General features: G+C 38.7%; 10 protein-coding genes and 2 pseudogenes. 3 read left to right on the top strand and 9 right to left on the bottom strand.

Features of this window, described 5'->3' with window-relative positions; all coding sequences use genetic code 11:
- The first annotated feature begins 35 nt into the window (after positions 1-35).
- Positions 36-482 carry a DUF2975 domain-containing protein gene (locus N179_RS14330; protein WP_055966524.1) on the top strand — a complete coding sequence of 149 codons (447 nt, stop codon included), beginning with the start codon at positions 36-38 and terminating at the stop codon, positions 480-482.
- A gap of 254 nt (positions 483-736) precedes the next feature.
- On the opposite strand, the gene N179_RS14325 is transcribed toward N179_RS14330, so the two are convergent.
- From N179_RS14325 to N179_RS16810, 3 genes and pseudogenes are all read right to left on the bottom strand, one after another.
- Complete coding sequence (locus N179_RS14325; protein ID WP_055966528.1) at positions 737-2,305, bottom strand: sensor domain-containing diguanylate cyclase; 1,569 nt, start codon at positions 2,303-2,305, stop codon at positions 737-739.
- A gap of 1,142 nt (positions 2,306-3,447) precedes the next feature.
- The gene (locus tag N179_RS14320; protein ID WP_075643078.1) at positions 3,448-3,765 is read right to left on the bottom strand and encodes a putative quinol monooxygenase; all 318 of its coding nucleotides are present in this window, start codon (positions 3,763-3,765) and stop codon (positions 3,448-3,450) included.
- A 503-nt stretch (positions 3,766-4,268) separates the two neighbouring features.
- Positions 4,269-4,893, bottom strand: a pseudogene (locus N179_RS16810) (beta-ketoacyl-[acyl-carrier-protein] synthase family protein); the annotation flags it as partial.
- A 544-nt stretch (positions 4,894-5,437) separates the two neighbouring features.
- Between N179_RS16810 and N179_RS14305 the strand changes: the two are divergent.
- A complete protein-coding gene (locus N179_RS14305; RefSeq protein WP_075643107.1) occupies positions 5,438-6,421 on the top strand; it encodes a ketoacyl-ACP synthase III in 984 nt (327 codons plus the stop codon).
- 141 nt (positions 6,422-6,562) lie between these two features.
- Positions 6,563-7,717, top strand: a pseudogene (locus N179_RS14300) (IS3 family transposase).
- A 59-nt stretch (positions 7,718-7,776) separates the two neighbouring features.
- Here the strand turns inward: N179_RS14300 and N179_RS14295 are convergent.
- The 6 genes from N179_RS14295 to N179_RS14265 all read right to left on the bottom strand — a co-directional run bounded on the left by N179_RS14295 (position 7,777) and on the right by N179_RS14265 (position 14,741).
- Positions 7,777-9,069 carry a globin-coupled sensor protein gene (locus tag N179_RS14295; protein ID WP_055966529.1) on the bottom strand — a complete coding sequence of 431 codons (1,293 nt, stop codon included), beginning with the start codon at positions 9,067-9,069 and terminating at the stop codon, positions 7,777-7,779.
- Positions 9,070-9,320: 251 nt separating this feature from the next.
- A complete protein-coding gene (locus N179_RS14285) occupies positions 9,321-10,556 on the bottom strand; it encodes an MDR family MFS transporter (protein WP_075643077.1) in 1,236 nt (411 codons plus the stop codon).
- 449 nt (positions 10,557-11,005) lie between these two features.
- Positions 11,006-11,443, bottom strand: a complete 438-nt coding sequence (locus tag N179_RS14280; RefSeq protein WP_055966533.1) for an RrF2 family transcriptional regulator — start codon at positions 11,441-11,443, stop codon at positions 11,006-11,008.
- 272 nt (positions 11,444-11,715) lie between these two features.
- Complete coding sequence (locus tag N179_RS14275; protein ID WP_053451870.1) at positions 11,716-12,093, bottom strand: GtrA family protein; 378 nt, start codon at positions 12,091-12,093, stop codon at positions 11,716-11,718.
- Positions 12,090-13,046 (bottom strand): glycosyltransferase family 2 protein, encoded by a 957-nt coding sequence (locus tag N179_RS14270; protein WP_235504807.1) that lies wholly within the window; start codon positions 13,044-13,046, stop codon positions 12,090-12,092. The genes N179_RS14275 and N179_RS14270 overlap by 4 nt, the downstream gene beginning before the upstream one ends.
- A gap of 24 nt (positions 13,047-13,070) precedes the next feature.
- A complete protein-coding gene (locus N179_RS14265; RefSeq protein WP_055966535.1) occupies positions 13,071-14,741 on the bottom strand; it encodes a DUF6044 family protein in 1,671 nt (556 codons plus the stop codon).
- Positions 14,742-14,837 lie beyond the last annotated feature (96 nt).

Here is a 14,837-nt window from a genome sequence, read left to right as displayed (position 1 = left end):
TATTGAAGAATCATATGGAAAGTAGGAATGCTAAAATGAATCCTCCAAAAATAAGTATTTTGTTACTACGAACATGTCTTTTTGCATTTTTTCTTGGTCTTCTAGGTTTAGCAATTTATGGATCATTTACACTGTTTAAAGGTTTATCAAATGGAGTTATTTTTGAGAAACCAGGATACGTAGTGTTAATGGTTGCTTATATTGCTCTCATACCTTTGTTAACTTCTATCTTTCATGGTTTCCGCATTTTGAACGCATTTGCAAAGGACTTTGACTCAGCGTCTTCTATTTCTTCATCGTTAAATATTATTAAAAATTCGTTCCTCGTTATTGCTGTTTTAGCCGCCTGTATTCTACCAGTCTTCTTTTATATTGGTCAGGCAGACGATGCTCCTGGAGTAGTCCTTTTAGGGATTACTATCGTCATCATCCCATTAGCAATCAGTGCTGTTTTTCGATGCCTTCAATACGTTTTAAAATAATGCACTCCTTTGTAAGCTAAACAAGTAGATAATTAATTTAGAAAAGATTATGAATTATGAATTACGTAGTGAAAAGCATTCTTTTTTAGAGATAATTAGGCTGACAACAAATTAAGGAATAAGAGTTTTTGTAAATAGGTGTATGCATTTCGATATTGAAATGCATACACCTATTTTAGACAATAATCTGTTAACTTTTTAATTAATAAGTGAGGCTGGAGACATCTTTTATTCTTTCATAAAATTTCTAGTTTTTATGAAATGTATTTTTTACCTTCAATAATAAAGACGGTTTCTACACGGTTACGTCCTTTTCTCTTTGCTTTATATAATTGTTGATCCACATCATTATAGAAATGGGAAACATCATAAGAGTCAGAACCTAAATAACCAGCTCCAATGGAGACCGTTATTCGTTGCGGTAATGAGAAGTCTGTCTGTTCTACGGAATGACGCAGATGTTCAGAAAAAGCAATAATGTCATCAGGTGATGTTTCTTGAAGAATTATCGCGAACTCTTCTCCACCAATTCGAATAGGTAAACCTGAATGGGGAGTGACAGAAGAAATCAGTTTAGCGAGTTTTATCAACACTTGATCTCCCTTCACGTGTCCATACGTATCGTTGATGCTTTTAAACCGATCAATATCAAGCAATACATAACCAAAAGACTCTTCGTTATCTCGTATCATTTGAATCAATTGATTCAATCGTCGTCGATTTGCAAGACCCGTCATTGGATCTGTTACTGCCATTTCTTCAAAATCTCGTAACATGACCTGTTGGTTTTCTGCAAACGAGAGAATCATAGCTCGAATATTTTCAGCTTCCCGATAGGGGGAGTTTAAACCTCTCGTTTCTTGTATGACTTCACCTATCGGTTTTTTATAATCGAGTAATGAAAGGCGATTCAACGGTTTTGTAATAAAGATAATCAATCCAATCAAGACAAGAAATGAAATCAAAATCAATGGAAACCCAATAGTGGCTGCTTTGATTGCTGTCAGTTGAGCAGGAGCCAATGCTTTTGATACAGGTGTCATCGAAATGATTCTCCAATCATTTTGAGGAACTGTTGTATATCCAGCAAATATTTGTTCCCCTGTCTGATCCACTATCGTTCCTTTATCAGGTCTTCCTTTATCAAGATTAATGGTAGCTTGGTTTTTATGTGCCTTTGTCCCGATCCAACCGCGTTTCTTATGATAGATGTAGGTACCGGTCGAGTCATAGACGCCTACATCGTATTTATCATTGCCGTAAGTTTCCTCGAGAAGATGAGTCAAAAAATTTTTTTCACGCAACCAGACTAATCCATTGAGCATACCGTAATATTTCCCATCCTTATAGAGTGCTGTCGAAACTATTAACATCAGTTTCTGATTTTTCCCGATATAAGGGCTCGAAGTAAAGTTTCGCTTCAATCGCAATCCTAGTCGTACACCTTCCGTATCCACCTTAGTTCCCATAAGCTTTAAGTCAGGAGTATTTGCTTTTCCAATACCATTTTTATCGATGATCGCAATCGAGTTGAAATTAGAATTAGATTTTTTCAAAGTTTGTGTAAGTTCGTTCAATTTTTGGGGATTATCCCAATTGGATAGGATAGTTTCATGATGTGCAAGTAATGTTTGCTCCATTAGTAGAAATGTATCATTAGTTAGAGCACTTAACTTCTTAGCATTTGAATAGTTTTCGTTTATCGTATTTTCCTTCAGCGTTTGTCGGTTAACATAGTAACTCGTAGCAAAAATAGAGATTAATACTACAATCATAGTTACCATTGTTACGGTAATGACCCAAAACTTAAGCGGTAGCTTCATTCAGTGTAGATCCTTCCTTTTTTATAACCATAATGTTACATAAATTATACCAAAAGAAAGAATGGTAACTTCATCTAGAAGATGTTTTAATATTTTTATTTATAATAAATGTGAAAGCGTAGACAAAAAATATTTTAAGTAGAAATGCCCTACAATTTACTCTTTTTACATATTTTCCTGATAAAATAAAAATACACGGTGGACATTCTTTTGAACACCAGGTATTCCGTCATATACGTCGGTCCATAAAGCCTTTAAACGATGCTCTCATTTCTTATCACAGCTGACTTAGATCACCTACTCCGTTTCCTAGTTTTTCCTTTACTATAGTGACCTCTAGTATTATTGCTGTGACTTTCTTTCGATGTCATTTTTGTAAATTATTTTTTTCAATTGTTAAAGTATGTATTCATATTAAAAGTAGGTCTCTTTTTACTTATTAGAGATATCTTTTTTGATTATCTCTTTAGAATGGAGGAACTATGAAACACTTACGATGGGGCTTATATCTTCTAACTATTTTTTTATTTTTATTTATTTATAATTCGTTTTTTAATTATGAATTCGTCCTGTTCATTTCGACTTTTTTGTCTATCCACGTCATGCATTTTTGTGTATTCTTCAGTTTTCTGCTCACTTTTTGTTCTATCCTATTAATGATGAAAATTAGCTCATCGAATGATAGTAAAGCCGTTATCGGTATATTAATTACTCTCGTTTTGAATTTATCGTTTCTACTTATTACAGGAATCATCGATTTTATCGGATCGTGGCTGACTTAACAATATTGCTATACATGTTAAAGATAAACATGGGAACTATAAAAGATGACTCCGATACAAAACGGAAGTCATCTTCATGCAAGCTTTAGCCAATTAAGGTGGTTGTATTAAACTGTTCAAATACTAGGACTTAGAAAAAAATCGAGATGTTATTGGTTTGCATTTAATTTAATACGTTTATTCTAGCATTCATTTATTTAATACAAAGTTGATATCCACTCCCCTTTTATATTTTTAGTCAACCATCACATTAAATTTCTTAAAGTAGTATGTATCTTTAAGCTTTCCTTTGCTTATAAAAATTCATCATATAATTGTAAGGAATTATCTCGCACCTTTTAATAGTTATCTATTGAAAGATCATTTGTTTATTAAAAGACCTTTCCCACCTTTTGTTTGCAGCGTGTTTACTCTCTCTACGTTTTCAAGAAGAGGCTTTGCCTTTTGAATCAAAGTTTGAGTGACTGCTAGATTTAAAGATGCTTTATGGGATGTTTCATTCGACCATACTTCGTATACATAAACTACATTTGCTTCCTCATCAGAAACACTTACAACATAAATTTCACATTCCTCTAATTTTTCCATTGATCGAGAGGCATTTAAAAGGGTATCAACCATTTCTTCTCTTTTATTTTCTGATACAAAGAACTTAGTAAATAAACAGTACTTAGACATATATATCCTCCTTTTAGATTCGAGATATTATTATACTTTTAAAACCCTACATACTTGTATTAGTCTTTAGGTCTTTAAGTCTTTACCTCTTTCTCCACATCATGGTTTATTATTTGTAAAAAAAATGATTAATTAAATCAAAATTTTAGTTAAGCTCCTTATTCTCAAATTATGTTCAAAATCCTTCTATACTTATAGAAAAAATAATTTCCGTTACTTTTTTCGTCTACTACTGAAATTTATGAAAAACACCTAAATCTTATTACACAAGATAAGACCGTTCCGAAGAAAAACACGTATCCTAAAAAAGGTCTTTCATGATAACTGCATGTTTCTGAATTCTTTTTTATCAACACATATTTCCTCTAACTTTTTATATAAAAACAAAGAGTGTAGACATTTCGATGTCGAAATGTCTACACTCTTTGTTCAGTGAGTATTCGATTACTGATTTGATTACTGACTTCTTTGTCTAAATCTGATGTCTTATTTTTATTCCATATATTTTTCACACCGATTGCTGCGTTATGACCACCGAATCCAAAAGAATTGGATAATCCGTACTCTAATTCCACCGAACGAGCCCCTTCTGCCACATAATCCAGGTCACACATAGGATCTTTGACTTCAAGATTAATCGTCGGTAGAATGATTCCTTCCTGTAAACATTTCGCAAGTGCGATCGCTTCCGATCCACCGGGAGTGCGTTCGCATGTTCCTCAAACAATTTTTTAATCGTACGTATCTCGGACTGATCACCGACGATCGTACTCGTCGCATGCGGACTGATTACATCGATGTCATTCGTCTCGATTCCTTACATGTTGCACGGCACGTTTCATGGCGAGGTATGCTCCTCGCCACTATATGATAAGCATCTGAACTTACCCCGTAACCGACGAGTTCTGCATAGATGGACGCACCTCATTGCTTCGCGCGTGATAACGATTCTAGTATCAAGATGCCTGCATCCTCCGACATCACGAAGCCATCACGTGTCGCGTCAAAAGGGCGACTCGCTTTTGCAAGTGATTTGTTTTTTGTAGACAATGCTGTCCTTGCTATAGGCAATTCCGCGATGCCCGCTTCCATCCCATCAGCGAATGCAGCATCAGCTGAAAGTGCTCGAGGATCTACAAGTATGAGTCTTGACCTATCCTTACAGCGATGTTAGTAGCTATATAGACTAATTAGGGTAAAAACGTTATAAAAGTAAGCGGTGACCCATAAAGTTCCGGACTACTTCATGAAGAGGGTTGTTTCCCCTCTTTTTTTACATGTAGTGCTGATGTTTTCGAGTATAGATAAGAAATGTTATCTTCATTAAAACTACTGAAATTAATTGGATTATCGGTAAAATTAATAATAAACGAATGATTTCGACGTCGAACCGTATACACTCATTATTAATTTATTCGTTTCATCAAAATAATGTCAGGGTTACAATCAATAATAAAATGTGTGAGAGTATTTTATACAAATATTTTTGTTTACAATCTTTCTATTTACTATAATTCAGGTTTTTTACGTAAACAGCTTTTTTCCTTCTAACTACATTTTTTACAATAATAAAGAAGTCTTAAGGTCTAAAAGTTCTGTTTAGTATCTAATACTAGGAACTAGTGATAATATGGCAATCGAGAGTACATTATCGTATCGAGAAGTGAAGAAAATGGTTGTTTCTAAAGCTCAGATCACTGCAATTGGTTCCTACGTCCCTAAAAACAAATTAACCAATATGGATTTAGAAAGTATGGTAGAAACAAATGATGAATGGATTGTACAACGCACCGGTATTAAAGAGAGAAGAATAGCGAATAAAGATGAGTATACAAGTGATATTGCTTATCAAGCTGTACTAAATCTGAAAGAGCGCTACAAGAAGTCGATAGAAGATGTAGATATGATTATCGTCTGCACCCTGACACCTGATTTTAAAACGCCAAGTGTCGCTTCCCTTGTTCAAGCAAAATTAGGTATATTACATGCGGGTGCCATTGACTTAAATGCTGCATGCGCTGGTTTTGCGTATGGATTACATATGGCAAATGCTTTAATCAGCTCTGGATTGCATAAGAAGGTACTCGTTATTGGTGCTGAAACGCTTTCTAAAGTCACTGATTATACTGATCGTAATACCTGTATTTTATTTGGTGATGGTGGTGGAGCAGCACTGGTCGAATTCGACGAAAACCATTCAAGTTTTATTTCTTCACATCTCATTTCTGAAGGAGAAAAAGCAAAGAGCTTATATTGTTCTAATCTATCCGATCAAATATTTAAAGACGAAATATTAGACAGTAAAAAGATTGTTCAAAACGGTAGAGAAGTTTACAAGTGGGCAGTCAGTACCGTGCCTAAAGGAATGAAACATGTTGTCGAAAAAGGGGCGACTTCCTTAGAGCAAGTCGATTGGTTTATACCGCATAGTGCTAATCTCAGAATGATTGATTCGATCTGTGAAAAAAGCGGATTTCCTTTGGAGCAAACTCTGTATAGCTTGGTCGACTACGGAAATACTTCTTCTGCAACCATTCCTTTATCATTAGACAAAGGAATTAAAGAAGGAAAGATCAAGTCGGGTGACCGTATCCTCTTATATGGATTTGGGGGCGGACTGACTCAAGCTGGTTTACTGTTAGAATGGACTCTGTAAAATCGTAAATTAACACTAAAGCACCCACATTTCAATAATGAACTGCCCCATAAAAGTTGGACATAAAAATCCAACTTTTATGGGGTGTTTTTTATGGTCAAATATACAAAGGCGTTTAAAGTCTAGGTCGCTGAGTGTTATCTGACAGGACGAGAAGGATACCGAGGTGTAGCGATAGAATTCGGGATAGCACGTGAACTGATCCGTGAGTGGTCGCGTCTCTATGAGCGTTGGGGGGAAGCGATCTTCGATCCTTCCTATACAAGCCACTCGCTGGCATTTAAACTGGAGGTATTAAACGACATGGTGACCAACGGACTGTCCTACATAGAGGCGGCCGTAAAGTACCGAATTTCCTCCCCAGGGACGATTTCGAGATGGAGAACGCTGCGTTAAAAAAATTGAAAGCCTTGGTTCAAGAAGAGAATGCGCGACGAACCGGATCAAGCCACAAGTAATCGACGAATTGCGGTCAGTCTATCCCGTTCCGGGACTCCTTCGCGTGCTCGGTATGGCACGAAGCGTCTATTACTATTGGCGGACGCGCCTGACGGGTGAGGGCAAGTATTCGAAGGTGAAGACAGCTATCCATACCCTCTTCCACGAACACAAGGGACGATGTGGCTATCGTCGCATCCACGCACTTCTCGAACGCCAAGGCTTCCGGCAAGACCGAAGACCGTACGCCGTCTAATGAATGAGCTCGGTCTAAAATGTCTCGTCCGTATGAAGCGATACCGCTCCTATAAAGGACGGGTCGGAAAGGTCGCACCGAATCTTCTCCAACGTGACTTCAAGGCCACCGGCCTGAACCAGAAATGGGTGACTGACGTCACTGAGTTTCACCTGTTCGGGGAGAAGCTCTACCTCTCGCCGATGATGGACTTGGGAAACCGTGAGATCATTGCTTATACCCTATCGGACCGCCCTACCTATCAATTCGTTGGTGAAATGTTGGATCAGGCAATCGGGAAGCTCGACGGGAAAGCTCGACCGATTCTGCATTCCGACCAAGGGTGGCATTATCAATATCGAGCGTTCGTCGGTACGCTTCACGAGCACGGCATTACGCAAAGCATGTCCCGTAAGGGCAACTGCCTCGACAACGCAGCCATCGAAAGCTTCTTCGCTGTGCTCAAGTCAGAGCTCCTGTATCTCAAGGAGTTCGATGACATGGACCACTTCAAATGTGAGCTCGAGCGTTACATCGAGTACTATAACCATCGTCGTATCAAGGGACGACTAAAAAACCTGAGCCCAGTGGAATACCGGACTCAGGTCCTCAAGGTCGCCTGACAAATTATTTATTGTCTAACCTTTTTGGTTCAGTTCATAAATACTAGGAGATGTTGATCTTATATCGAAGCTGCGACTTCTTGTAAATTGTCTGCTGTTTCGGCAATTGAATCGGCGATGCGGCGCATCCCTTCGATTGTTCCGGCGACATCACTTGTATCTGACGATAACTCGCGTACTTGTCGTGAGACAACTTCTGTCTGTTCGGAGATTCTAGAGAATACGTGGACGATTTCTTGCATTTCAGTCGTCGTCTGAACCACTGCGCTTTCTGTCTCCCCCATTCGTTTCGACACAACCAGCATTTTTTGTGTGATTTCCTGTGCGATACGTGATGTCTCTGCTGCTGATTGTTTACTTTCTTCTGCCAACTTTCGTACCTCCTGAGCAACGACCGTGAATCCTCTTCCCATCTCACCTGCGCGCGCAGCTTCAATTGAAGCGTTCAAGCTCAGTAAATTTGTTTGGTCCGAAATCGTCGTTACCATCCCAGCAATTCGTTCGATTTCTTCGGATAGCCGAGATAGCTCTGCGACCTGTTCGGTTGTCTGTGTCAGGTCATGAACAACATCTTGAAAATGATGCGTTTTTTCTTCGACCAATGTCACTCCATCTTCTGCCTCCACAACTGCTTTTGTTAAACGATCTGAAATTGTGTCGGTTGTCAGTGAGACGCGTTTCGCATGCTGCTCGATTTCTTGAAAATTCGCTGATGATTCTTCACTCATCGCCGCTAATCCCTCAATTGATCGTTGAACACCCTCACCAACTTGACGCTTTGCTAATTCAATTGCTTGTCGCTCTTCTTCAACTTGCCCTTCATACATCGTCATGACGATTTGCTGTTCTAGATTGAACAGTTTACTCGCAGAACGCATAATACGAATACGCTCAGCTTCTGGCCAGTCACTATTTTCAATTTTATCGCTTAGCACATTCCATACTTTTTGGAAAGCAGCAACATACCATTTAGTCTGTAGACCTATCTGTACATGGCGATCTGCGATCCGACGACGAGCTTCTATGTAGTCCATCGTCACTTTTCCTTCAAACATTTGAAGAATGTGTCGAGAGAGCGTTCCTTTTAATCGTTCGAGAGTCGAATGATGCTCAATCAAACGACGTAAAGAAGGAATCCGAATTAGCTCTTCATAGAACGCATCGACCATACTAGGCATCCAATGAGCTACATCCGTATAAATAACACGTACCATTTGTAAATCGAGGATGGTTAGATCAATTAAGTGAAGCTGTTCTTCCAAAGAACTCGGTACTTTCAGGATGGCATGCGTAGCTTCAGCTTCAATTAACGCATCAAAGGTTACTACTTTTGCTGTTTTAAACCATTTCATTTATTTCTCCCCTTCATTTCCAGTTAAACCTCGCCTCTTATATCGTCGTATTTTATTGGAATTTGAATGGGAGTTCAAAGAACGGTGTCTTTTTCTTTTTAAGATAAATTATTTCATTGTCGTTATAAGGATACTGCGATAATTGTATATTTCCCTTATCAAACCGATAACTATTGAAGTATTTTAAATTCCAAATCCTATTCTCGCTATTAATTGTAGTAACGTTTTTAATCATACTATCACCCTGATCTTCAGGCGGAAGAATACAGTCTAAATAATTGCAGATATAGACATGCACCAATGATAGCGAAAAGGAGAATGATAGTGAAGATACCGAGAGGTGCAATCCATCCTGATGCGTAGATGGCGAGAGGCGCCAGCGACTTACCAAGTGTGTTTTGAAGACTATCAGCAGCTAGATACTGACCTCTTGCCTCTTCAGGAGCATAATGACCGATGAAACTTTGTGTGACAGGTGTACGCATGATCTCACCTAACGTGAAGATGAGCGTACAGCCAAACAGAAACCAGATGTTGTTATTCCATCCGACTAAAAACGTACCTCCTCCTGCAAGTAGCGTCGACATGACAAAGAGACGTTTTTCTGACCAATGTTTGAGTCGATTCGTTACGGGAAGAATCAAGATGACAAACAAAAGACCATTAAAGCCTACCAACCACCCAAAAATGGATTGGCTCGTGAGCTGAAATGAATCCATCAGGTATGGTACAAGAGGTTGTGTAGGTACATTCTCTATCACATAGACTGGTAAGTAGAGATCGAGTTGCATCACTGGGAAGAGCGAACAAATTCCCGCAATCACGTATATCAGAAAAATACGATCTTTGAGAATAAATCGATAACCAGACCATTTAGATTGAAAGGCAGATTTAAGTGGGATTGTGACATCTTTTGGCTTGGAACGATCAGGTAAGGTTTCACTGACGATAAAATAGATCGTGATGAAGTAAAGGAACAGAACCGTTGCACAGGTCCATAATAACAGTTGACGATATTGAAAAAAAAAGACTGCCCCGATAATAGGTCCTAAAACGGCACCTATATTGTTCACAGTCATAAATGTCGCGTACACCTGTCGCAATTCATCCTTTGGTACCGTGTCCGCTACCATCGCTGAACTTGCGGGTCGATAAAATGCTGCCCCTATCCCGATTCCAATGAATGCAACATAATCGATCCAAGGAGAGGAGGAGACGGCAAATAGAATAAACATACTCATTTGCAAAAATGTTCCGATCAGCATGACAGGACGCCTCCCTAACGTATCCGCAACGCTTCCTCCTATTAAACTTCCGATGATACTTAGTAAGGGCGGTAGTGCCATTATTAATCCAGCAGTCTGTAAGCCAAGTTTTTGACCAAAGTAGACCGTCAGAAAAGGAAAGTACATCCAAAATAATAAATTAAATAATCCTTCTCCTACTAGTCTGACTTTCACATTCGAATTCCAATAAATTTTGTTCATAATAACTCCTCTCAAATAAATAAGGAATAGCGTCTTCCTTTTGTAGCTTTACTATAGATAAGATGATTAATAAGATATAGACTTATCTTTTAATGTGGATTATACTAATATTATGAAAATTGAGTAGACAAACCTTTGTTTAAATTGTACCTTAAAACGAACGTATGTTTGTTTTAAGGTACTTTATTTTTAACTATCGCTTTTTTGTTTCTTCCTATTTTTTAAGAATTTTAGAGTTTCTTTGCTATATAACTGACCAATAAAAAGCAGTCCCTGTCTTTATATGACGAGGACTGCTTTTTATTATTTTAAACACGGCGACTTTTTACTTTATCGATCAGAAACAACTACAGACTAACTCGACTAAATAAAAATCACTTATCTTTTCTTAGCCGTAATTAACTCCTACAAGTAGAAGCAGAGATTCGTTTATATGGCTTATATGGAAGTTAAGTCCGTGACCTAGATTTCTCATACACATCATTTTTATTGTTCTTTTGCGACTCAATTATCAATAAATCATTCAATGTAGTGGAATGGAGGGAGTCAATGAATAAGGAATAGGCTTTATCCATTACGTAAGGGATGGCATATCCACCTATATAGCTACGTTCTACATCTGTGTAATGCGTCATCTTTTCAAATTGTAAAACGACTTCGCTCACTTTAATTTGAGTAGCTGGTTTTGCTAACTTAAATCCACCTCCCCTTCCACGAATAGTGTGAAGAAGGTCTAGCTTACTCAGGATCCAAACAATTTTCATTAGATGATTTTCCGAGATGCGTTGAGCCTCTGCTACTTCTTTCACTGTCACTAATCGTGAAGGGTGTGTCCCAGCAAACAACAGTGTACGGATGGCATAATCGGTCGATACGTTTATTCTCATAAATATAAGAGTCCTCCTTGCGCTCTACAATGAACCATATCTGTCGGCATATAACAAATCATTCTTTTCGATATAATACAGTTTTACAACTTTTTTTATTATAGAATATGTAGGATGTCCAGACAAAATAAATATCTTAATTTTAAGAAGAAAATTGAATGAATGTAACAATATTACAAATTGATTTATCAGCCTTTTAATCTGCTACTATTCTTTCGCAAGAGCAATTTAGATATAAAAAAACAAGCCACCTATTTAGATAGCTTGTTTTTTTACGATTTGCGAAATACCCAATAAGACTGACCAAGATAATTTAATCCCGTATAGATGACCATCCCGATTAGAATTGCGCCAGTCTCTTGTAGATTTGGTAAAAGGTAATGGACTCCCCATAGACTAAAACGATAGGCAATGAGGTAGCTGATGGAAACGACGATTAAAAAACGGATCCAATAGGACAACCCTCCTGCCTCTTGGCGAAAGGTAAAACGGCGATTGAGCATGTAGCTGATCCAAACACCACATGCATTCCCAATAGCCGTCGCTCCCCAATAACCAGTATGCAAGACATGAAAACAAAACAATGTCAACGTCAGACCAACCAACGTATTGAGGATTCCTACTAATAAGAAACGAAGGAAGGTCATCATTCTCGTTTTTTCTCGACGACATAACGAGGACGCCGCTTGACTTCCTGATAGATTTTACCGATATATTCACCTATCAGTCCGATCCCGAGTAACTGAAGTCCCCCGATGAACCAGATGGACATCATTAATGACGTCCATCCATCCATTGCCTCTCCTTCATATCTGCGATAAAGGGCATACCCGACAAATCCGACCGAGACGAAGAGCATAAACAGTGAGACTAAAAATAACAGCTTAATCGGGCGGACACTAAATGAGGTTACCCCGTCCCATGCAAGAGCCATCATCTTCCGTAATGGGTATTTCGATTCCCCTGCTTGACGTGCTTGACGTGTGTAGGTCACTTCTGTTGTTTGGAAACCAAGGGAAGGCACCATTCCTCGCAAAAAGAGATTACGTTCCGGATGTGCACAAAGCGTTTCGACGGCTCGTTTGCTCATGAGACGATAGTCTGCATGATTGAAAATGGTTTCTACACCTAGCCAGTCAATGAAGCGATAAAAACCTTGAGCAGTGGACCGTTTAAACCAACTATCGGTCTGACGATCTTCTCGTACGCCATAGACAATATCATTCCCTTTCGCAAATTCACCCAAGAACTGCTCGATTACTTTTACGTCATCTTGAAGGTCTGCATCCATCGACACAACACAATCTGCATGTGTGTGTCCTTCGACAAGACCCGCGAACAAAGCATTTTGATGTCCAACGTTGTGAGCTAATTTTAATCCTCTAAACCGACCATCCTGTGCATGGACATCTTCGATTTGAGACCAGGTATCATCTTTACTTCCATCATCTACGAATAAGACAAAGGAGTCCTCAGAAATGAGGTGTCTTTCTCGCCACTCTGTTAAAAAACGGTGCATCGTACGGACCGTCAAGCGTAATACTTCCGTCTCGTTATAGCATGGAATTATTACACCTAGCGTAGGTGTCTTCGTCATTGTCATATCATTACTCCTCCATGAACGAAATTACTTCGTGCTCTCTGTAGTAGCTTGAATACGGTACAACCGAATCTTCCAAGCGGAATGCTGATCTTCGAACGTTCTTTCGTACTGCAATCCAATCGCTGCAGCATTTTTGATTGGTACAGCAGATAAGAGATATGTTGCACCTATCTGCTTCAACTGTGCTGTATTGATGGACAAATGTTGAATTGGAACTTGGTGTTTCTTCGTGTATTCGTATTCTTTACCGAGCTCGGAAGAAAACAAATAAACTCGATTTCCCCACGTATCAAAATAACGTTGCAATAGATCACTTTTATTTAGTTCTTCAGCAATCACCTTTCGGAAGGAAGCTTTATACCATAGCGGATAAAAGTTCACATAGCCATCCACAGTCTGCATCCCATTGTACTGAGCGATCGCAGGGTGCATTCCAATAGAGGCAACCTGGTAATCTTTTGTAGGTTTGTCAATAAACCGTTTGATATCAGAGAACTGAGAAGTCGCATAAAATGCCTCATAGGATGGATGATGACGATAAAGGAACTCGGGATTCCATGCGAGCAAGACAAAGGTTTGGGCTATTAGCAGGCAAATCACCCATTTTCGTTTAGATGTTCTCCATAACCAATCGAGCATCAAGTAAAACAATGCATACCACAACATGGGTTGAAGAAAGTGGAATCGGGAGAAATTGAAAGTTCTGATGAGAGAGACCTGTTGCTTTAACGGGTTCCATCCCTCATAGAACCAAAATGCATACCAAAGTGATAAACCAAAAACAAACCACATTAAAGTTCGAATTCGCTTTGCTGCATGATCTTTTTGACGGAATACTAAAAATCCGATAATCAAGAGTGTTAGTAGGATAATGGGCGACTGAACCGCCCGATCATGTGTATGACCGAACATCAAATTTTTAAAAAACAAACGGATACTGGACCAAAAGCCGTTGTTTCCCGTCTCGAAGTCATTTCGACTGGTAGGTTCTTCCTCCCACAACATCGAGAAGACCAATCGATATTCAATTAGTAAATATAATAAGACTTGTAAACAATATACGATCCAAAAGCGACTATGAAAACTACGTTCGCGGATTTCCTTCATCACATGGTAGAGGGCAAGCGTTGCTAAAAAGAAAATGATTCCTAACACAAAGCTAGAATAGAATGGAACCAAAATTAGTATTAACGCACTCAACTTTATCTTTCGGCCACGCCAGATATTCCAGTACGCCCACAATAAGAGCGGCATCCCAAGCGTACTGAGCATGCCTGATGGCCAGAATGGAGTCCAAGAAAATAAAACCGCCACCCATAAAGTATATGATTTAGGAATAACACCTTTCGCATAATCACGTAACAATAGGTACATTCCTAAAAAAGCAAAGATTCGGACCAGTGTTTGACTGATTACATATGCCGTAAACGGCGAGAACCATTGATACAGCCAAATGATAGCCGTAAATTCGCTGACAAAGGCATTTCTTGAGACAACCCCACTTAATAAGTCAGGAACAGTCGCTTGAAGGCTTGCATAAATACTATTCGTATCGACCAATGTTTTGTACCAAACGATATTCGAATCTAAATTATCATGAATACGAACATGAGCATGTTCCCCAAGTAAGACCATTGGGGAAATGTAGAGACATGCTAGCAACATCCCTATTAAAATGCGAGTTCTTTCTCTCATCGTCTCCCTCCTTCTTTTTGATTTAAGATTAAATCTATTAATTTATAACCCTATTAAATACAAGGTATATCCTTTTTCCGTTCCATTTTTAGATAC

The organism is Exiguobacterium indicum HHS 31, assembly GCF_001939065.1.
In the GTDB taxonomy this organism is placed as follows: domain Bacteria; phylum Bacillota; class Bacilli; order Exiguobacteriales; family Exiguobacteriaceae; genus Exiguobacterium_A; species Exiguobacterium_A indicum.
This window is presented reverse-complemented; position numbering and strand designations above follow the sequence as displayed.

Coding starts and splice junctions, on each gene's coding strand:
- N179_RS14330 (WP_055966524.1), top strand. CDS start 36: ATGAATCCTCCAAAAATAAGTATTTTGTTACTACGAACATGTCTTTTT.
- N179_RS14325 (WP_055966528.1), bottom strand. CDS start 2,305: ATGAAGCTACCGCTTAAGTTTTGGGTCATTACCGTAACAATGGTAACT.
- N179_RS14320 (WP_075643078.1), bottom strand. CDS start 3,765: ATGTCTAAGTACTGTTTATTTACTAAGTTCTTTGTATCAGAAAATAAA.
- N179_RS14305 (WP_075643107.1), top strand. CDS start 5,438: ATGGTTGTTTCTAAAGCTCAGATCACTGCAATTGGTTCCTACGTCCCT.
- N179_RS14295 (WP_055966529.1), bottom strand. CDS start 9,069: ATGAAATGGTTTAAAACAGCAAAAGTAGTAACCTTTGATGCGTTAATT.
- N179_RS14285 (WP_075643077.1), bottom strand. CDS start 10,556: ATGAACAAAATTTATTGGAATTCGAATGTGAAAGTCAGACTAGTAGGA.
- N179_RS14280 (WP_055966533.1), bottom strand. CDS start 11,443: ATGAGAATAAACGTATCGACCGATTATGCCATCCGTACACTGTTGTTT.
- N179_RS14275 (WP_053451870.1), bottom strand. CDS start 12,093: ATGATGACCTTCCTTCGTTTCTTATTAGTAGGAATCCTCAATACGTTG.
- N179_RS14270 (WP_235504807.1), bottom strand. CDS start 13,046: ATGACAATGACGAAGACACCTACGCTAGGTGTAATAATTCCATGCTAT.
- N179_RS14265 (WP_055966535.1), bottom strand. CDS start 14,741: ATGAGAGAAAGAACTCGCATTTTAATAGGGATGTTGCTAGCATGTCTC.